General features: G+C 57.5%; 15 protein-coding genes. 5 read left to right on the forward strand and 10 right to left on the reverse strand.

Features of this window, described 5'->3' with window-relative positions; genetic code table 11:
* Positions 1-50: 50 nt before the first annotated feature.
* The 5 genes from trxA to LOH53_RS05620 all read right to left on the reverse strand — a co-directional run bounded on the left by trxA (position 51) and on the right by LOH53_RS05620 (position 5,333).
* Positions 51-377, reverse strand: coding sequence for a thioredoxin (gene trxA / locus LOH53_RS05600; protein ID WP_230066748.1), 327 nt, complete (start codon positions 375-377; stop codon positions 51-53).
* A 14-nt stretch (positions 378-391) separates the two neighbouring features.
* Positions 392-1,348 carry a thioredoxin-disulfide reductase gene (trxB, locus tag LOH53_RS05605; protein WP_230066749.1) on the reverse strand — a complete coding sequence of 319 codons (957 nt, stop codon included), beginning with the start codon at positions 1,346-1,348 and terminating at the stop codon, positions 392-394.
* A 166-nt stretch (positions 1,349-1,514) separates the two neighbouring features.
* Positions 1,515-2,867 carry a hypothetical protein gene (locus LOH53_RS05610; RefSeq protein ID WP_230066750.1) on the reverse strand — a complete coding sequence of 451 codons (1,353 nt, stop codon included), beginning with the start codon at positions 2,865-2,867 and terminating at the stop codon, positions 1,515-1,517.
* A 108-nt stretch (positions 2,868-2,975) separates the two neighbouring features.
* A complete protein-coding gene (gene murJ, locus LOH53_RS05615; protein ID WP_230066751.1) occupies positions 2,976-4,748 on the reverse strand; it encodes a murein biosynthesis integral membrane protein MurJ in 1,773 nt (590 codons plus the stop codon).
* Positions 4,749-4,793: 45 nt separating this feature from the next.
* Positions 4,794-5,333 (reverse strand): NUDIX hydrolase, encoded by a 540-nt coding sequence (locus tag LOH53_RS05620; protein ID WP_230066752.1) that lies wholly within the window; start codon positions 5,331-5,333, stop codon positions 4,794-4,796.
* Positions 5,334-5,458: 125 nt separating this feature from the next.
* Between LOH53_RS05620 and LOH53_RS05625 the strand changes: the two genes are divergently transcribed.
* The 3 genes from LOH53_RS05625 to LOH53_RS05635 are packed head-to-tail and all read left to right on the forward strand — an operon-like array spanning position 5,459 to position 8,231.
* Complete coding sequence (locus tag LOH53_RS05625; protein WP_230066753.1) at positions 5,459-6,967, forward strand: CCA tRNA nucleotidyltransferase; 1,509 nt, start codon at positions 5,459-5,461, stop codon at positions 6,965-6,967.
* Complete coding sequence (locus tag LOH53_RS05630) at positions 6,964-7,599, forward strand: histidine phosphatase family protein (RefSeq protein WP_230066754.1); 636 nt, start codon at positions 6,964-6,966, stop codon at positions 7,597-7,599. Before LOH53_RS05625 ends, LOH53_RS05630 begins: the two co-directional genes overlap by 4 nt.
* On the forward strand, positions 7,587-8,231 hold the full coding sequence (locus tag LOH53_RS05635; protein ID WP_230066755.1) for a PH domain-containing protein: 645 nt from the start codon (positions 7,587-7,589) through the stop codon (positions 8,229-8,231). Before LOH53_RS05630 ends, LOH53_RS05635 begins: the two co-directional genes overlap by 13 nt.
* Before the next feature lie 97 nt (positions 8,232-8,328).
* On the opposite strand, the gene LOH53_RS05640 is transcribed toward LOH53_RS05635, so the two are convergent.
* From LOH53_RS05640 to LOH53_RS05655, 4 genes are read right to left on the reverse strand one after another with little or no spacing between them, the layout of a single operon-like run.
* On the reverse strand, positions 8,329-10,053 hold the full coding sequence (locus LOH53_RS05640) for an ABC transporter family substrate-binding protein (protein ID WP_230066756.1): 1,725 nt from the start codon (positions 10,051-10,053) through the stop codon (positions 8,329-8,331).
* Positions 10,054-10,106: 53 nt separating this feature from the next.
* On the reverse strand, positions 10,107-12,251 hold the full coding sequence (locus LOH53_RS05645) for an ABC transporter ATP-binding protein (RefSeq protein WP_376991788.1): 2,145 nt from the start codon (positions 12,249-12,251) through the stop codon (positions 10,107-10,109).
* Positions 12,244-13,164: an ABC transporter permease gene (locus tag LOH53_RS05650; RefSeq protein ID WP_230066757.1), complete on the reverse strand. Its 921-nt coding sequence runs from the start codon at positions 13,162-13,164 to the stop codon at positions 12,244-12,246. The genes LOH53_RS05645 and LOH53_RS05650 overlap by 8 nt, the downstream gene beginning before the upstream one ends.
* 8 nt (positions 13,165-13,172) lie before the next feature.
* The gene (locus LOH53_RS05655; RefSeq protein ID WP_230066758.1) at positions 13,173-14,156 is read right to left on the reverse strand and encodes an ABC transporter permease; all 984 of its coding nucleotides are present in this window, start codon (positions 14,154-14,156) and stop codon (positions 13,173-13,175) included.
* Positions 14,157-15,313: 1,157 nt separating this feature from the next.
* Between LOH53_RS05655 and LOH53_RS05660 the strand changes: the two genes are divergently transcribed.
* On the forward strand, positions 15,314-16,756 hold the full coding sequence (locus tag LOH53_RS05660; RefSeq protein ID WP_230066759.1) for a hypothetical protein: 1,443 nt from the start codon (positions 15,314-15,316) through the stop codon (positions 16,754-16,756).
* Positions 16,749-18,200: a phytoene desaturase family protein gene (locus tag LOH53_RS05665; protein ID WP_230066760.1), complete on the forward strand. Its 1,452-nt coding sequence runs from the start codon at positions 16,749-16,751 to the stop codon at positions 18,198-18,200. The genes LOH53_RS05660 and LOH53_RS05665 overlap by 8 nt, the downstream gene beginning before the upstream one ends.
* A gap of 27 nt (positions 18,201-18,227) precedes the next feature.
* On the opposite strand, the gene LOH53_RS05670 is transcribed toward LOH53_RS05665, so the two are convergent.
* Complete coding sequence (locus tag LOH53_RS05670; protein ID WP_230066761.1) at positions 18,228-18,611, reverse strand: META domain-containing protein; 384 nt, start codon at positions 18,609-18,611, stop codon at positions 18,228-18,230.
* Between the last annotated feature and the right edge of the window lie 29 nt (positions 18,612-18,640).

The raw sequence follows: 18,640 nt of genomic DNA on the forward strand, positions 1-18,640 counted from the left end.
GTTGCGGGCCGGACTTAGTCCGGCCCGCAACTATTTCTGAAAACGTCCGATTACTTCAGAACGTCTGCAAACTCCTTTTCAAAGTATTGCTTGGGACGGGCCCCTATGACGGTTCCCTTGACTTCACCCTTGTCAAACAAATACACCGCAGGTATGGAAGTGATACCGTACTTCGCCGAGATGGCTGGGTTAGCATCGACGTCCACCTTGATGACAGTAACCTTGTCCGCGTATTCAACAGAGATCTCATCCAGAATGGGTCCCAGTTTGCGGCAGGGGCCACACCATTCTGCCCAGAAGTCAACAATCACTGGCTTGTCTGACTTAAGGACGTCGGCATCGAAGCTTGCGTCGTTTGTGCTCTTTGCGTTGCTCATAGCTATTTCCTTTTCTAGGATTCCGACTCGGACAGGTAGTGCTCCACGTCCAGTGCAGCTACGCAACCGGATCCGGAAGCGGTGATTGCCTGGCGATAGGTGGGATCAATGACATCACCGGCGGCGAAAACTCCGGCAATTGACGTCTTGGACGAGCGTCCCTGAACGGCGATGGTGCCTGCAGGAGTCAATTCCAGTACGTCCTTGACTAAATCAACACGAGGATCGTTGCCTATGGCAACGAAAACGCCGGTGACTGGAAGCTCGCTTTTCTCGCCGGTTAGCAAATTACTAAGTGTGATGCCAGTTACTTTGTTCTCGCCAGAAACGCTGGCAACTTCCGAGTTCCACACAAATGTAATCTTTGGGTGGTTCAAGGCGCGATCTGCCATGATCTTGGAGGCTCGTAGCGTGTCACGACGGTGCACCACTGTGACTGACTCGGCAAACTTCGTCAAAAAGATGGCCTCCTCCATCGCGGAGTCACCGCCACCGACGACGGCAATATTCTGGCCCTTAAAGAAGAAACCGTCGCACGTCGCGCAGGAACTGACGCCGTGGCCGACTAAGCGCCTTTCACCGTCCACACCCAGTTCCCTGTAGGCCGAGCCAGTGGAGACGATGATTGCTCGTGCCTTGAACTGCTGGCCGTCGGCCAGTGTCACGATCTTGACGGCACCATCGAGTTCTAGTGAGGCGACGTCCTCGTACATGACTTCCGTGCCGAAACGCTCGGCCTGCTTGCCGAAGTTCTCCATCAGATCCGGACCCATGATGCCATCGGGGAAGCCCGGGTAGTTTTCCACGTCAGTGGTGTTCATCAGTTCTCCACCTGCGGTGACTGAACCGGCGATCATCAATGGAGAGAGATCTGCGCGAGCAGTGTAAATGGCGGCCGTGTATCCTGCCGGACCGGAACCGACGATGATAACGTCGCGTACCTCATCGGCGGGGGTAACTTGCGTGCTCACAGGTACGGGTTCCTCTTCCTTCAGGGCGTGGTTGCCGACGGTAAGTCGACCAGCACGTGCGTTGCGCGCGTGCCACGCATGGCTTTCGATATTAGACAACTGTAACGGGCACACAAATATTCCGTGCCAACATGCCGTGGTGACTAAAAAGCAGCCTCGGTTTGGATTACTGAATGCTGATTTCAGCGATCTTTAGTCCATAAGGATAGGTTGCAAAAGGCTGCAGCTTAGGGAGCTGTGTGAAGTTGATGATCACATACTGGGCCTTGACGCCGGCAGCAACTTTGAGCGTGAAGTCTGGGGCCGTGAAGGAACCACTGCCAATCTTCACCGCACCTTCAAGGGACGGCTTGCTGTTAGTTAGAATGTTGAATTGGCCACCGGAACCGGCGATCTGGTTGATGGTCACAGAGCTCACAGTTGATTCCTGGGCTAACTCCACGGCCAGGTCGATGCTGGTAGTGACATGGGCAAACGCGTCATCAGTGAACTCAACAGTGGGCCAATACGTGCCCTTGTTGCCGTCGATGGCGTCTTTGAGACGCGGCATAAAAATGTCGTTGTAGTGCTGGGCGCCGGGAGCATAGGCCGTAATATCTGTTAGTCCCTTGATGACGGGAGCGACCACTGGAGCCGAGGAGGGTGTGGCTGTAGCCGGCTGTGCTTCTGTGGCAGCCTGCGAGGCGGAGGATGAGGTATTTCCACCGTCTGCCACAGGCGAGGCGTTGAATAGAGTACCAATGTGGGAGGCGGCGAAGATCAGCGCGCCAACTACCAGGACTCCTACGATGATTCCCGTCAGCCACCGGCCCCCTGTACGCGGAGCATTGCTGTCATCTTCATCCTCGAAGCGATCCTCTGCATTGTTGGAGTCCTCATAGCTGGCCAGCGCGCCACGGGCAGCACTTGAGAATGTGCCTGAACGACGTGCAGTGTCAGGGACGGCGTCGTCGTAATCATCATCGTTCCACAGCGTGACCTTTGAGTCCGTGTCGTCGAAAGCGCCTGAGGAAACGGGAGGCGTGGCAGGAACCGCAGCCGTTGGCGTGTGCTTCGACGCAGGCAGCGCGGAGGAGGGGTGCCCCGGTGTTAGGGGGCTGTTGTCTTCGTAAACGTAGGCGCCGGAGGATGGCGCCTGGTCGCGGGCTGACCCGAAAATCTCGGTGCCAAGGGTATCTGTGAAAAAGGGTTCTTGGTAGACGTCTTGGGCGTCTGTGGGAACAACCAGGTCAAGTAGATCAGCGGGGGTGGTGCGTGCGGCTATCAAATAAGTGACCCCGGCTTCGGACCCCAAGTCCAAAATTGAGACGGAAGAAGGGCGCTCCCCGGTGGCAATCTCACGGGAACTTTGCGTCAAGTTTGCGGAGTTTTCAGGGGCCGCTACCAAGATACTGACTGGTCGGTTCAAGACCTGATCTAGGCCATCCAAAATGACGTCGTCCTCGGCGGAGGCCAGGATACGACCGGTTACTTTGTAGCGGCCGCCGAGGATAGAGCCCACATCAATGGGTTGTGGCACCTAATCCTCCTTGTAAATGGGTTGATCCGGGCATGATGAATAAGCCTAGACCACAGTTAAACTGATTCTATAGGACGAAGACGGGGCTTCCGCGGAAGCATGCGGAATTTAAGCGCGACGCATGCGGATTCTGGAAATCAGTGGGGCAACTGCGTGGTCTAATTCCTTGACTTTCATTAGTTTGAGCATAGCTACGTAAACGATCGCCATCAGGGTCCCCACAACGGCAAGTGTTAGCACCGAAGCGGGGATTGACTGCCACATAAAGCCGTGAGTCCCCCGGCCGCCGAAAAGGGCCAGAACCGCCTCACCAGCCAGGCCAGAAACGAGCGCTGCGAACAGAAAGCGCATATGTGCCCGGAGAATTAGCCCGCCTCCGTAGTCGCCAAGCTTGGCTCGCAGGAAACGGTGGGCGATCAAAGGACCAATGACGTTGCTGATGGTGTACGTGCACGCGATGCCATAAATGATCAGTTCTCGAGGGAGTAAGGCCACGGAGAGCGCAGTACCTAAACTAATGGCGACCACGATGGATTGCATGATAAAGGGTGTACGAGCGTCTTCCTGGGCATAAAAAACACGGTTCAAGATGAAGTTGATGCTGTAAAAAGGGGCACCGATGGCCAAAATGGTCAAAATGATGGCTATTTGTCGGGCTTGGGTCTCTTGATTTCCACCGAACAGCACGCCAAAGGGGCCGGAGAGAACTATTAGTGCAACCGCTGCAAACACCGTGGCCACACCCGTGGTCCGCAGTGCGCCGGATAGAGAATTGCGCAGGCCCGAAGTGTCCTTGACAGCAGCTGCCCGTGCCATGGCTGTGAACATTACGGTGGCAATCGATAACGCAATGATGGAGTGGGGCACGATGTAAAGCTCAACGGCCCGGTTCAACAAATAGACACCTGGTACGGCTGAACTGGCATTGATAGCCGAATCTGACATGCCGTCCGTCGGAATGCTTGCGATATGCAAAATGATAAGGAAGCTCAGATTGCCCACCACCATGGTGCCCATGGTCCAACCGGCGATTCTCGCCGTCGCACCAAGGCCCGTTCCCCGCAAGCCAAACTTAGGGCGTAACCCTAAGCCGAGCCGCTTGACAGGTATGAGGAGCACGAGCGATTGGACCACGATGCCCAAGGTCGCGGTGCCGGCCAGCATCCAGCTCTGCCCGATGGTCCAGTTATCCACTGTGTGTTCAGTGGTGACCGAACTTCCAGCTACTCCAATAAAGACAAGAAGCCCAGCGATGGCAACAACATTGTTGAGCACGGGGGCCCACGCGTACGCCTTGAACGAATTATGCGCGTTGAGCACCTGACCCAACAGTGAGTACAGGCCGTAGAAGAATATTTGAGGAAGCAAAAAGAGCCCGAAAGTGATGGCTAGTTCAAGTTGTTTGCCGTGGAGCCCGAGCACTAGGCCAGTGATGGGTGCTACCAAAACCACCACCAAGACGGTCACGGCTAAAAGCCCGATTACCCCGACCGTAAGGAGTCGGGAGATGAAATCGGCGCCCTTGTCCGGGTTTTTGCTTGCCTTAACGATCTGCGGGATCAGCACGGCATTGAAGACGCCGCCTGCCACGAGCAGGAAGATCAGGTTAGGCAGGTAGTTGGAACTCTCGAAAATATTGGATACCGCGACGCTGCCGACAATTGCAATGCCCAGCACAATGCCTTTGATAAAACCGAGGATGCGAGAGACCAACGTGCCAACCGCCATACTCATGCTTGAGCGGGCAGTTTGCTCATGGGTAAGGGACATCTCATCGAGCTTCGGCAGTGCGCCCGTGGGCGGCCCGCTAGTTGCCACGGGAAAGTTCGACGGCGGCAAGCTGGGTTTGGGGGGGATTCGCACCCGATCTACGTTAGACATCGCCCCTATCATCTCATTGTGAACGGGGAGAGTCTTCAAGAATACTTAGAAGTACTCTGGCAACAGCTCCCGTGCCAGGTCTGTAATACGGCGTTCATTGGGAAAGGACAACTTTCTGCCCAAGTCCTCGATTGGCACCCAGGCAACATCAACGGCCTCATGATCTGGATCATTCTCAATGGTCAAGAATCCGCCTGTGGCACGCAACAAGAAGTGATGGACAGTCTTGTGTACTCGATGCCCACTGACCGTAAACCAGTAGTCAATGCTGCCCAGCGGAGCCAGGATGTCCCCGGCTATGCCGGTTTCTTCCTCGATTTCCCGAACAGCAGCCTCAGCGTAGCTCTCTTCCCCTTCGGGATGACCTTTGGGCAGGCACCACTCAAGGCGTCCACCTCGATTGATGCGGGCAATGATGGCAACCCGCAGACCGCCGTCAAAGTGTTCAATCACCACGCCACCGGCGGAGATTTCCTCCACTGTAGGTAATTGGCTGCCTGAGACCTGTGTTGTAGGCGCAGCGAGGCTACCCGCTGCCGACGGCAGTGGGCTCCTCTTAGGCGCACGCGGCACAGGATGGACCATAAAGTCCACTCTAGCTACCTTTGCCGCGTCTTGATGACAGGGCTCGACACGCTGTTTTGACGGCGAAGTCAGAGGGGTGCACGGTAGCCACACAAAAAGTCTGGCATTCTTAAGGGACTATGGAAATGGCTCCAGATACCTCTAATTTAGACCCGGTGGTCCTTGAATTGGGCCACCTCTTTGCCCTTGCTGGCTTTGAGCTGTCCCTGGTGGGTGGCCCCGTTCGTGACCTTTTCTTGGGCCGGGTATCACCTGACCTTGACTTCACAACCAACGCCACACCGGATGAAATCCTCGCTGTGGCCAATGGCTGGGCGGACTCTCACTGGGAGATGGGACGGGCGTTTGGCACCATCGGCTTCCGCAAACGCAACCGCAACAAGGAAATCCTTCTCCTTGAGGTGACCACCTACCGCGCCGAAGCGTACGACCCTGATTCGCGTAAACCTGCCGTTGCATTCGGCACGTCTCTAGAAGAGGATCTCTCCCGCCGCGACTTCACCACCAATGCGATGGCTCTGCGTCTGCCTACCTTGGAGCTGTTGGATCCGCACAACGGGGCAGCTGACCTCGCAGCGGGTGTGTTGCGTACTCCTGGAACCCCGGAACAGTCGTTTTCCGACGATCCGTTGCGCATGATGCGCGCAGCCCGCTTTGCCTCCCAATTGGGCCTTACACTGCACCCCGAAGTAAGCCGGGCCATGACGGAAATGGCCGGGCGCATAGCCATTATCTCTGCCGAACGTGTGCGCGATGAGCTAGTCAAGCTCATTTGTGGCGCTCACCCCCGCGCTGGGATCGACATCCTGGTCGAGACCGGACTGGCCGATTTGGTATTGCCCGAGGTACCAGCCCTGAAGTTGGAAACGGATGAGCATCACCGGCACAAGGATGTTTATGAGCACTCTCTTCAGGTCTTGGAGCAGGCTGTCGCCCTTGAAACCGGCCCCGACGGGCCCGTGCCAGGACCAGACTTTGTTCTGCGGTTTGCCGCGTTGATGCACGACGTCGGCAAACCTAAGACCCGCCGTTTTGAACCCGGCGGCGCCGTCAGCTTCCGCCATCACGACCTGGTGGGGGCCAAGCTGAGCTCAAAGCGCATGAAAACGCTGCGCTTTGATAATGAATCCATCAAAGCTGTCTCACGGCTCGTGGAATTGCATATGCGCTTTTACGGTTACGGAGACGCCGGGTGGAGCGATTCGGCAGTGCGCCGATATGTCACCGACGCCGGCCCCTATCTGGAACGACTACACCGCCTTACCCGCTCAGACGTCACGACGCGCAATCAGCGCAAGGCTGACAGGCTTTCTTTTGCCTACGACGACCTTCAGGCCCGCATCGACGTACTGGCACAAAATGAAGAGCTAAACTCCATCCGTCCAGACCTGGACGGAGGCGCCATCATGTCAATGCTGGGGCTCAAACCAGGTCCCGTGGTGGGCCGGGCCTACAGGTTCTTGCTTGAACTTCGAATGGAGGAAGGCCCGATAGAGCATGATGCTGCGGAAGCGGCACTGCGACTTTGGTGGGCTCAACAGCCTGAGGCACAAGCGAAAGAATCTGCGCCAGAAGAAGTTCAGCTAGGCGATTCACAACAGTTCCAGTCACAACAGAACAGGAATAACTCATGAACCACCCCGAAACGGCAGAGGGATCCACCCCATTAAGCCATATTCCCGTTCCCGGCGGCCCCAAATTGTGGTTGCTGCGCCATGGTGAAACGGAGTGGTCGCGCAGCGGACAGTACACAGGCTTGACCGACCTGGCCTTGACACAAGACGGTGAAGATCAGGCCCGGGGGGCCCGTGCCGCCGTGGCGAATATCGATTTTGATCTGGTTCTGACCTCGCCCCTGCAACGCGCGCAGCGCACGGCCGAATTAGCAGGTTTCCCCGACGCAGAGGTGGAGCCGAACGCCGTTGAATGGGACTACGGAGATTACGAAGGGATCAACAGTGCCGTGGTACGAGCCGAGAACCCGGGTTACCTGATTTGGGATGATGGCGTTCCCAACGGAGAAACCATAGAGCAGGTAGCTGCCCGTGCCGACGCGATTGTTGAGCGCGTACGCGGTCCATTGGCGGACGGGAGCGTTCCCGCCAATGTACTGCTGGTGGCCCATGGACACTTCCTGCGGATCCTCACAGCCCGGTGGCTGGGACTAGATGCAGGCCAAGGCAGACACTTCCTGTTGGGCACGGCGAAAGTTTGCACACTCGGTTGGGACAAGAAGACACCCGCCGTCGAGCAATGGGGCCTTTAGCAGGCGCACGGGCGAACCATGGAAGCAGCGGGGGGCATGGTTCGCTGTCGCTTTATTCCATCCCTACCCGCGCACTCGCCGTGACTGCGTGGGTGTTTTGTGCTTTCTTTGCCAGCAATTTATTGCTCACGGGAACAGCGGCAGCCATCTGGCACTTCTTGCCGTCGTTATTGGTGGCCGCCTGGGCCCTGTATGTACTGCTGTGGCGGCCACGATTGCTGGTAACAAATGACGGTCTCACGGTGGTGAACATACTGCGTGAGCACCGAATCCCGTTCTCAGCACTCAAATCCATCCGTGTGGGTCAAAACGTCGCCTTAGAGACCACCGACGGGCGTATCGGTAGCTGGGGAGCGCCCAGTGCCGGCAAGCTTGGTCCTCGCCGGGAAGCCGGTTCTAGAGGTATTCCAGGAACACCTGCCCTCTCGCCGACGCAGGCGGGTATTCAGCGGGCCTGGGATGCCTGGGAACAGCGCGAGGGAGATACCCTCAAGCCTGAGCTCACAGGCGTGTCTGGAGACGGTTCAGCCGTTGCCGGCCTCACTTTCGCGGTGGAGAGCCGCTGGAGTGTCGCCGTCGCCGTCGTCAGTCTGGTTCTGTTGCTACTTTGCGTTGCCAGCGCATTGACGTAACGCCGGTATTGGAGCAGGATCGGGCTCCTTGGCCAGTAAATAGGCTCCGGCCCCGCTCGTAGTGAGCGGGGCCGGAGCCTTCGGTGCAAGTGGGGCTTTAGGCTTTCCAGCCCACAGCTGTCCAGTCTACGGAGCGGAACTGAGCCGCGCCGTAGTTGACCAGACCATTCGTCACACCGTATGTGATGGGGGTTGGGGTTAGCGGGATAACGGGGACGTAGGAGAAGATTTCCTTGTCGATGTCATTTGCCATGACCAGGCGCTTGGCCGGGTCCAGCTCAGCGTTGGCCTTCTTCCACATGTCACCCAGCTTTTCGTCGGTGATACCGGTGAAGTTCTGACCAGAATCCACGGGGTAGAAAATCGATTCCGTGGAAGAGATCGGGAATGCCGTGCCGGACCAAGCGAAGCCGGTCATTTCGAAGTTTGACTTCAAAACATAGTCGGAGAAGAACTTATCAGCGGGAACTGTATCGTTCTTCATCGAGATGCCGACAGCTTTGAGATTCGCTTGGAGCTGCTTGAATATTTGTTCTGAAACGGGATTGTTGGCGTCTAGCGTGTAGGTCAGCTCGAGGGCTTTGCCGTCTTTGGCGTACATGCCGTCGGAGCCTTTGGCGTAGCCGGCCTCCTCAAGAAGCGCGGCAGACTTAGCCACGTCGTAGCCGATCGCTGCTGTGCCGTGATCTTCATAGCCCTTCTGGCCGGGCATGAAGATGTAGCTGTTCATGTTGGTCACCGGAGCGCCGATGGGGGCCAGACGGCTGGCGGTGATGGTGTCGCGATTGATGGCATGGGCAACGGCCTGACGTACCTTGACGTCCGCCAGCGGGCCCTTAGAGGCGTTGAGGGTCACATGGTTCCACGTCAAACCGCCGGACTGTTCGATGCCGCCATCCGCGCGCTTCTTTGCGGTGTCGTAGTTGTCCTTGTTGGTGCCGATGCTGATGGCATCGATCTCTTTGTTGGCATAGGCCTGAGCCAATTGATCACGGGAGACAACCTTCATGATAATTTTTTCCAGCTTGGGCTTTTGGCCCCACCACTTCGGGTTCGGCGTGAAGGTTACGATCTTCCCAGTTGTGTCCACTGTCGAAGCAATATATGGTCCGTTGGAAGGCAGCGGCTTGGACTTATAGCCCTCATTGAAGGCTGTGGGATCGGAGGCTATAGCCGCAGGCAGGAAGCTGGCAGTCGCTTGTCCGTTGGTGCTGCCGCCCAAGATGGACGGCCAGTCGGCGTTCTTATTTTTGAACGTGATTTTGAAGTTCTGATCGGTGTCCTCACGGGTGACCGATTCAATGTCCTTGTACACGTTGTCAGCGGCGATCTGAAAGGCTTTGTTGGTGCCGTTGTTCGCCTTCCACGTTGCTTCAAAGTCCTTGTACGTGATGGGGCTGCCATCTTCCCACACCGACTTTGTGTTCAGTTTGATTTCAACAACCTGGGGATCCTCGCTGACGAGCTTCACTTCCGTGGCGTAGTCAGGGTTGATCTCCCATGTTCCATCGTCCTTGATCCGGACGGGCCCGCCTGTCGTTGGGTCCGTAATTTGGGTACCGGAAACATTGGCACCGTCAGCCTGGAGAGTGTTCCAGTTGTCTGGCATCTGGTCAACCGCAAGAGTTAGCTGGCCGCCATCCTTGACCTTTGAGTAGTCAGCCAAGTTCCACGCCGTCGTGGGAAGCTGGCCTGTTTCACTGGCGCCCTTGCTACTGTCTACGGTTGCGTTGGTCCCGCCTCCTCCTCCGGCACTGCAACCGGTGATGGTCAGCGCCAGCGTAAGAGCTCCGGCCCCCATCATTTTTCTAATATTTCTCATGATTTCCTCCTTGATACTTATCCCCATGTGGCCTGAACAGCCGTACTGGCGAGTTAGGGTCTTTGTGGTTGTTTGGTAGTTCCGGTCATACGGTCAATGTGTTCGGCATGGTGGCAGGCCACTTCACTGCTGTTAAGTGGGCGAGAAACAGGATCCACCGTCCTGCACTTCTCTTGGCCGGCCGGGTCCATAAGTAGGTAGAGCGGGCACCGAGTGCGGAAATTGCACCCGCTGATCTCCTCCGTGGGACTGGGAAGATCGCCGTCCAAGATAATGCGCTGGCGGGTCCTCTCCACTGTCGGGTCAGGGACGGGGACCGCTGAGAGTAGTGCCCGCGTATAAGGGTGTTGGGGGTTGTCGAAAATGGCTTCCGCCGGTCCGCTTTCCACAATCCTGCCCAAATACATGACACTCACAGTGTCCGCAATCTGCCGGATCACAGCAAGGTCATGGGCAACAAACAGGTAGGAGAGTCCCAATTTCTCTTGCAGGTCCTCTAAGAGATTGATGACACCGGCTTGGATGGAGACATCCAGTGCCGAGACGGGTTCATCCAGTACTACGATCTTGGGATCAGTGACCAAAGCCCGGGCAATGCCGATGCGCTGACGTTGCCCACCGGAGAACTCGTGTGGATAGCGTGAAGCCATGGAAGGGTCCAAGCCCACTAGTTCAAGGACGTCCAAAACCTTTTTGAGGCGTTCCTTGGCTGGCACACCATGGACGGTAAGAGGTTCGGAAACGATGTCCTGGACGGGCAGACGCGGGTCCAAAGACGCCATGGGATCTTGAAAGACCACCTGAATGTCCCGGCGCAGCGCCTGTCTTTCTTTCTTGGACATAACGGCTACGTCCACGCCATTGATGGTTATCTGTCCTGCTTGGGGTTTAGCCAGCTCCAGGATCTCCATAATGGTGGTGGACTTTCCGCACCCAGATTCCCCCACCAAACCCAACGTCTGGCCAGACTTGATATCAAAACTGACACCATCCACTGCCCGCACCGTGCCAATGGAATGTTTGAACACCGAACCCTTCGTGAGGGGGAAGTGGCGCACTAGTTTCTCCACGCGCAGCACGCTCTTTGAAAGCACCTCTGCCCGATCGGCAGGGGCAATGGGTTCTGGTACCGGATACAACTGTGAGCGGTCCAGCGCGCCGGAGGCAATTTCCGCCACACGCAGGCAAGCCGCCGAGTTTGCTGGGTCATTACCAAAAACTATTAGTGGTGGCTCAGTGGTTCGGCAGGCATCGATGGCCACGGGACAGCGCGGTGCAAAGGGGCAACCCGGTGCCAGGTTGGTCAAGAGCGGCGGACGGCCCTCCAGAGGTACCAAGCGCGTATGGCCGGCTGTCGCAAGGTTAGGCATGGACCGCAGCAGCCCTACGGTGTACGGCATGGAAGGCTCATGGAAGACCTGGTCCACTGTGCCGGTTTCCACAATGCGCCCGGCGTACATGACGGCGATCCTGTCCGCGTTACCCGCTACCACTCCTAGGTCGTGGGTGATGAGTACGACCGCGGCCCCGGTCATTTCCTTCGCCTTTTGCAGAACCTCTAGAATCTGGGCCTGGATGGTCACATCCAACGCCGTCGTAGGTTCGTCAGCGATGATCAGGCGCGGATTGTTTGCGATCGCGATGGCAATCATGGCTCGCTGACGCATGCCGCCGGAGAACTCATGAGGAAACGCTTGGGCTCGACGCTCCGGGTTGGGGATGCCCACCACTTTTAGCAGTTCCACGGCGCGTGCGTTTGCGGCCAGCTTCGACAATGATTTGTCGTGAAGCAACAGGGCCTCGGCAATTTGTGTGCCGATCGTGTACACAGGGGTCAGCGCCGACAGTGGGTCCTGAAAGATGATGGAGATGCCTTCGCCACGCAGCTTGGACATTTCCTTATCGCTGCGGCCCAGCAGGGAGCGACCCTCGAAGAGGATATCTCCACTCACCTGCGCGGATGAGGGCAAAAGGCCCATGACGGCCAGGGAAGAAACCGATTTTCCAGAACCGGATTCGCCCACAATGCCGAGAAATTCTCCTTGGTCAACGTGGTAATTGACGCCTCTCACAGCAGTGACGGAGCCGCTGGGTTGGGGGAACGTGACGGTGAGATCGCGGACTTCCAACAAATGATTCGACGGCGAGGCACCGCGTCGCCGGGCGAGAGAAAGGTCTGTGGTCAAATTTTCAGTCACGGTTGACTCCAGAGGTTGGGTCCACGGCGTCGCGCAGGGCGTCGCCGACCAAGCTGGCGGAGAGGACCGTAAATACGAGGATGGCGGCGGGGAAGATAAAGAGCCAGGGACGCGTCACAGCGGCTCCTTGCCCGGAGGCTAGCAGGGTTCCCAATGACACATCGGGTGCCTGGATGCCAAAGCCGAAGAAGCTCAGGGTGGTTTCACTCAAGATAGCCCCACCCACGCCCAGCGTGGCGTCGATGATCAGCAACGAGGAAACATTGGGCAAAACGTGCCGCCGAATGATGGTCCAGGTGTCCACACCCATGAAGCGTGCTGCCTTGATGAAGTCCCGCTCACGCAGTGACATTGTTTGCGCCCGGATCACCCTGGCCATGATCATCCAACCGAAGCCTGCCAAAAGGAAGATCAACGCCACCCACGAGAGCGACTTGAAAATGGGGCTGAGCAAGATAAACAGAAACAGGCTCGGGAGCACAAGCAACAGATCGATGAACCAGATAATGGTTCGATCCCACCAGCCGCCGAGGTAGCCGGCCACCGCACCGACGATGCCGGCGATGATGGCCGCAATGGGCCCTACCAACAATCCGATGACTAGGGATTTACGCAGGCCCACAATGGTTTGGGCGTAAATGTCCTCGCCAATGTCGCTGGTACCGAACCAGTGCACCGAGTTGGGACTTGAACCCATGCTGTAGACGTCTAGATCGGTGTAATTCCACTGATTGGGAATCAGACCAAATGCTGCCCACAAGATCACTGCACCAAGACCAATGACACCCACCCAAAAGCGTGGTGTGCTGCGCAGCCGGGACAGTACTAGTCTCATCCGGGATACAGGCTTGCTCGCCTGGGCTATTTCTGGTTCCGGAACACCGTTGTTGGATACCGGAATTTCTTCAAGCATTGACATCTTTATACCCGCACTCTCGGGTCGAGGGCGGCGTACACAACGTCGGAGAGAGTTCCGGCAATGAGCACCAGGATGGCATTGAACAGCACAGCACCGGTAAACGCGTTAATGTCACTTTGCTGGATGGCCTGAAAGAGGAACTCGCCCATGCCGTGCCAGCTGAACACCAATTCCGTCACTGCCGCCCCTGCCAACACGGTGGCGAAGGAGTAGGCGAAATATGTGGACATGGGGATCAACGCCACACGTACGCCATGGCGGACCAAGGCAGAACCACGGGTGCGGCCCTTGGAACGGGCGGTCCGAATGTAATCGGCAGAGAGCACATCCAACATGGCACTGCGCTGGTACCGCGAGTAGCCAGCCGCACCCATGAGAGCCAAAGAGATCGTGGGTAACAACAGGTGGGCGGCTCGGTCCCAGAAGTGGACCCACAGGCCGCCGTCGAGCCCTGCAGTGTATTCACCCGTGAAGCTGATGAGCTGAACGCCCAAGAATCCGTTGAGAGCTGTTGCGGCGATCATCAATAAGATGCCCAGCACAAACGACGGCGTCGCCAAGATCGCGAACGAGCCGTAGGAGATTGCCTGATCACTGAACTTGTACTGGCGTACCGCACCCCAGACGCCCAAGATGACGCCAAAGACAGCGGCAATGATGGTACCCAGTATCAATAAACGCAAACTCGTACCGGCCCGTGCCGCCATCTCACTGATGACTGATGTGTTGTGAATGGTTTCACCCAAGGAACCTTGGGTCACCAAATTCACTGCCCAATTCCACAGCCGCTCGATCACAGGAGTGTTGGGGTTGACACCCAGTCCGTCCAGGATGGTGTTTATGGTCGCATCAGAGGGGCGTGGGTTGCGGCCAAGGTAGCGACCCGCTGGATTGAGAATCATGCTTGCTAGAACATAGGCGCTCAAAGTGGCGATCGCGGAGAGTATGGCGTAATTGATGAAGCGTTTGACGATGAAGCCAATCATGTGATTGGCCTCCCGTGTGCAGTACGGTGCGCGTCATCGCTAAGATGCGCCATCCGCCGCGTGGGTGGGTGCAGTGGCAAAAGATCATCCTTTAAGCTGGTCCGCCGAGATGGCCGCTGGTGGTGGCCGCGTCACAGCGGACGGGTTTTAAGTCCCATGGCAGCAAGAGGAATGTGTTCCCCTTCACACCATTACGGAGCTAACTTACCCCCGGTTGCCCAGAGGGTGGGCTGCACTCGCCGATGAAAGAAGATATTTCTCTTTTTGATGGGCACTACCCCCCCGTGAGTCGGGAGGCGGCGTCCGCTGAACGCTTCATGGATACCTTCAGCACTCTGCCGGGGAAGACGCGATTTGTATTTTTTCTTCGCTTATTCACTACGATGCCTTTTAATGATGTAGGTTATAAATTGGTCTCAATGAATTCCCTTGAGATGTCCGCACGCACGGCGATAAGGAGGCCACGATGTTTAGAATCATCAACTTTGGAATTATTGGATCTGGCTGGGCCTTGACCGTGCATGCTCTTAAGGCGTCGTAACCACTTTTTTTGGTTTCGTACGCATCCGGGACGTTGCAGTTGGGGCGTCGCCGAGACCGGCCAGTGCGCCTGAAAATCCTTAGAATTATCGCTGAAGCCACCATCATGGTCGGCATCGATTGCGAACTGACAGGATTTTGCTCCTGGCTACCCGTCGGCTAACGCCGGCATTAATGCACAAAATCAATTCGCGTATTTTTGTGTTCTCATAATGCTCTTTTTCGGGTGGAAATTGAGGCATTATTTGTTGCGCCAAAATGGGAATTCACTATTATTTTCTTCGAATACAAAGGGGGTGAAACAATGAGTCCGAAACCTACGTTTTCATCCATTAAAAGGGTGTTCTTTACGCCTGTGGATGACCGGAAGTTCAAGGAGATGCGGGACCTTCAGGAACAACGGATCCTACGGGTTGACCTGTTCAACATTCGCTAAGCAGCCGACCACGCTGGAGGAGGAGGCCCTGCGATGAGCCTGGCATATCCGTTTCTCGAGAGTCACCCCTGTTTGCGGTTGACGTGCCAAACCGAGCGATTCATGAACAGCCCGCGCTGCCCAGCGCGGGCTGTTTGTGCTCTCATATAAGATGCCAGCTCCACCCGGTAGGCTCATATCCATGCAGGAGCAACACGGCGAAAAACGCCATAGCCCGTCAGCAATTGTTGTGCCGTCCCGGAGCGATCCGCTGCTGCGCACCATGACCGAGCCAGTGGGTGGCCCCCTGGGACGTCGCGCCGCGCCCGGACTAAACAGTCCAGGATTCTTCACGGTGGAACGGGTTCTGGTTCTGATGGCCGGCATATCTGCCTTGTTTGCAGTGGTGAGTAAGTCCCACTGCCGGATGTCCGGCTGGCACACGCCCGACCAGTTCTCAACTGTGTGCTGGTCTCAGTTTCCTGCAACGCTTGTCCAGTCCTTTGGCTTGGCCGAATCCGGACCCGATACTGGAACTAGTCAGGCGCCATTGGTTGGGGTAGTTATCCGATTCACGGCATGGCTGTCCCGGGGAGATGGGAGCTCGAGTGCCAGCCAGCTCGCGTTCTTTGACATCAATGCTGCACTTATTGCGGTGGTGTGGCTGTTCACCGTGGTCGTCCTTGCCCGCACTGCAGGCCGGCGCCCTTGGGACGCTGCTGTTTTGGCTGCCAGCCCGCTACTTTGGCTAAGCGCTTACGTCAGCTGGGACTTCTGGGCAGTGGCTCTGGCGACCCTCGGCATCTACCTATTTGCCCGACGTCGAACTCTGTGGGCAGGGTTTGTCTTGGGGCTTGCGGTGATGGCCGCACCCTACGCGCTGCTGATCTTGTTGGCGATAATCGTCTTGGGTGTGCGGAACCGGCAGGGTACCCAAACGCTCGAGTTCCTGGCGGCGGGTTTAGTGGGCTGGCTAGTGGTCCTGGCGCCAGTCATTGCTTTCGATCCCTCGGGTTGGGGCGCGTATCTGGGTGGGTTTATCACCCGGGCAGCCTCGGAATCGTCCGTCTACGGTGGCTGGAACTTGATGGCCGAACGCCTGGGACTGCCCCTGCTGGATGCAAATGCGGTGAACACTCTGGTGGTAGTTCTAGTGGTTCTAGTGGTGGCCGCGGTTGCGGCCGTGGGCCGCTATGCTCCGCAGAGACCGCGATTGGCACAGCTAGCCGCCCTTGCCGTGGGCGGGTTCATAATTGTGAACAAATTTACGGAGCCTTGGCACGCAGTCTGGCTGCTGCCACTGCTGGCGCTTGCCATACCCCGCTGGCGTCCTTTGCTCTTGTGGCAGGCGGCACTGCTCACGCACTTCATCGCATTGATGCTGTTCCAAAGCAAAGTCTTTGGCGACATTAACGCCCAACATGCTATCGACATGCCCTACTTTCTGATGGCCTCAGTGCTTGCCGGTGCGGCCACGTGCGTAATACTTGGGTTGATCGCCCGTGATGTATGGCGACCGCGCCACGATGTGATCCGGCGTGGGAGTGTGGATGATCCCCAAGGCGGAGTTTTACTAAATGCCAGCGTCGGGGAGATCCACGAAGCTTCGGGGCGCCATGCGTGTGCGGATCCAGCCCGTGGTTGACGTTGCAGTCATCGGTGCTGGCCCTAACGGCCTTGCCGCCGCGGTGACCATGGCGCGGGCGGGTCTGTCCGTCACGGTCTATGAGGCCGCGGCGACTGTGGGAGGGGGAACCCGGACGGCGGAACTCACGCTCCCCGGATTCCGCCACGATGTTTGTTCGGCGGTGCATCCCATGGCCTTGGCTTCCCCGTTCTTTCGCGCGTTCGGGCTGACTCAGCGCATTGAACTCATCGTGCCCGAGATTTCCTACGGGCATCCCCTCGACGGCGGTGAAGCTGGCATCGCCTACCGTGATTTAGAGCGGACGGTAGAGGCCTTGGGTCCAGATGGACAGCCTTGGCGCTCTCTCATGGAACCCTTGGTGCGGCGCTTGGATGGAGTCTTGGACTTCACACTGAACAATTTGCTGAGGGTCCCGCGCGAGCCACTGGCCGCTGTCGGCTATGGTCTGCGAGTACTTGAACAAGGAACACCGGCATGGGGTCGCAGATTTCACGGCGAGGTAGCGCCGGCCATGCTCGCCGGTCTCGGGGCCCATGCCATTGCTCGGCTTCCTAGCTTGGCTACTGCAGGGGCCGGACTGATGCTTGGCGCGTTGGCTCACGCGGGCGGCTGGCCAGTTCCACGCGGTGGCTCGCAGGCAATCGCAGACTCGATGGTGGCTGATCTTTTGGCTCATGGGGGGCATGTTGTGACGAATTTTGCTGTGGAGAGTGTTGCGCAGCTCCGCTGCGATACGCAGGCTAAGGCCATTATTTGCGACCTCACACCACGAGGATTGCTGGCATTGGCGCGAGACGAGTTGCCACCTCGGTATATACGCCAGCTGGAATCTTTCAAATATGGCGCAGGAGTATGCAAAGTCGATTTTGCCCTCTCCGGTCCAGTTCCGTGGGCCAACGAAGACTTGCGCAAAGCACCCACAGTGCATCTCGGTGGACCAAGGGTGGCCATTGCCCGGGCAGAGCGACACGTCTTGGACGGCGGGTTCCCCACTGATCCCTATGTTCTCCTCGCCCAGCCCGGAACGCTCGACTCCACGCGCGCGCCGGAGGGGAAACACACCTTGTGGGCGTACACGCACGTGCCAGCAGGCTCTATGGCGGACCGGAGCGATGTCATTATTGCCCAGGTGGAGCGGTTCGCCCCAGGATTTCGCGAGCTCATCTTAGCGAAGCACACGTCTACAGCGCAGGACTTGCAGTCTCACAACGCCAACTACATAGGCGGGGACATCGGCTCTGGCGCCGTGACGATGCTTCAGTTGCTTCGGCGCCCTGTCATAGCCCCCGAACCGTGGCGCACTCCGGTGTCTGGACTTTATTTGGGATCGGCTTCCACTCCACCGGGTCCAGCTGTGCACGGCATGGGAGGCTGGCTGGCTGCACGGTCCGCCCTGCGCCACACGTTCAAGATGCCGGAACCGGACTTATCCCCTGCCTGAAAAACTGGCCCGCAGTTGGGATTAGGGTTAGCCCCGGCGCTGAAGGGTTCCGATCTTGGCGCCCTGTTCGTTGGTCAGCGTCAAGGTGTTGCCATCAATGCTTCCGCCGGTTGCTTTCGACAGCCACGTGTCAACGCCGTCGCAGGCCATCGACGTTCCGCCTAGTTTCGGGAAAGTAAGCTCCCCACTTTGGAACGCCCACTGTCCCACGACGCGATTGCAGCCGTCACTGCCAGTGATGTAGCCGGCTGTGTCGCCTTTTTGCTCGGCACCGAGTGAGAGCTCCAAGTACGCTTGCTTGTTGGTGTTATAGCCGTTACCCCACGTTCCCACGGGACCGGTCGCTGCACCGCAAGCGGACATTGTGAAGGCGAGGGCTAGGCCGAAGGCAAGACCAAGGAGGCGTTTCATGAAAAGGGGGCTCCGTTTCGGGTGGCGTA

Source organism: Arthrobacter cryoconiti (assembly GCF_020905375.1).
Lineage (GTDB): Bacteria > Actinomycetota > Actinomycetes > Actinomycetales > Micrococcaceae > Specibacter > Specibacter cryoconiti.

Excerpts from the sequence above, each read along its gene's own strand:
- LOH53_RS05625 (WP_230066753.1), top strand. The coding sequence starts at position 5,459 with ATGGCTCCAGATACCTCTAATTTAGACCCGGTGGTCCTTGAATTGGGC.
- LOH53_RS05640 (WP_230066756.1), bottom strand. The coding sequence starts at position 10,053 with ATGAGAAATATTAGAAAAATGATGGGGGCCGGAGCTCTTACGCTGGCG.
- LOH53_RS05635 (WP_230066755.1), top strand. The coding sequence starts at position 7,587 with ATGGGGCCTTTAGCAGGCGCACGGGCGAACCATGGAAGCAGCGGGGGG.
- LOH53_RS05630 (WP_230066754.1), top strand. The coding sequence starts at position 6,964 with ATGAACCACCCCGAAACGGCAGAGGGATCCACCCCATTAAGCCATATT.
- LOH53_RS05655 (WP_230066758.1), bottom strand. The coding sequence starts at position 14,156 with ATGATTGGCTTCATCGTCAAACGCTTCATCAATTACGCCATACTCTCC.
- LOH53_RS05620 (WP_230066752.1), bottom strand. The coding sequence starts at position 5,333 with ATGGTCCATCCTGTGCCGCGTGCGCCTAAGAGGAGCCCACTGCCGTCG.
- LOH53_RS05650 (WP_230066757.1), bottom strand. The coding sequence starts at position 13,164 with ATGCTTGAAGAAATTCCGGTATCCAACAACGGTGTTCCGGAACCAGAA.
- trxA (WP_230066748.1), bottom strand. The coding sequence starts at position 377 with ATGAGCAACGCAAAGAGCACAAACGACGCAAGCTTCGATGCCGACGTC.
- murJ (WP_230066751.1), bottom strand. The coding sequence starts at position 4,748 with ATGTCTAACGTAGATCGGGTGCGAATCCCCCCCAAACCCAGCTTGCCG.
- LOH53_RS05670 (WP_230066761.1), bottom strand. The coding sequence starts at position 18,611 with ATGAAACGCCTCCTTGGTCTTGCCTTCGGCCTAGCCCTCGCCTTCACA.
- LOH53_RS05660 (WP_230066759.1), top strand. The coding sequence starts at position 15,314 with ATGCAGGAGCAACACGGCGAAAAACGCCATAGCCCGTCAGCAATTGTT.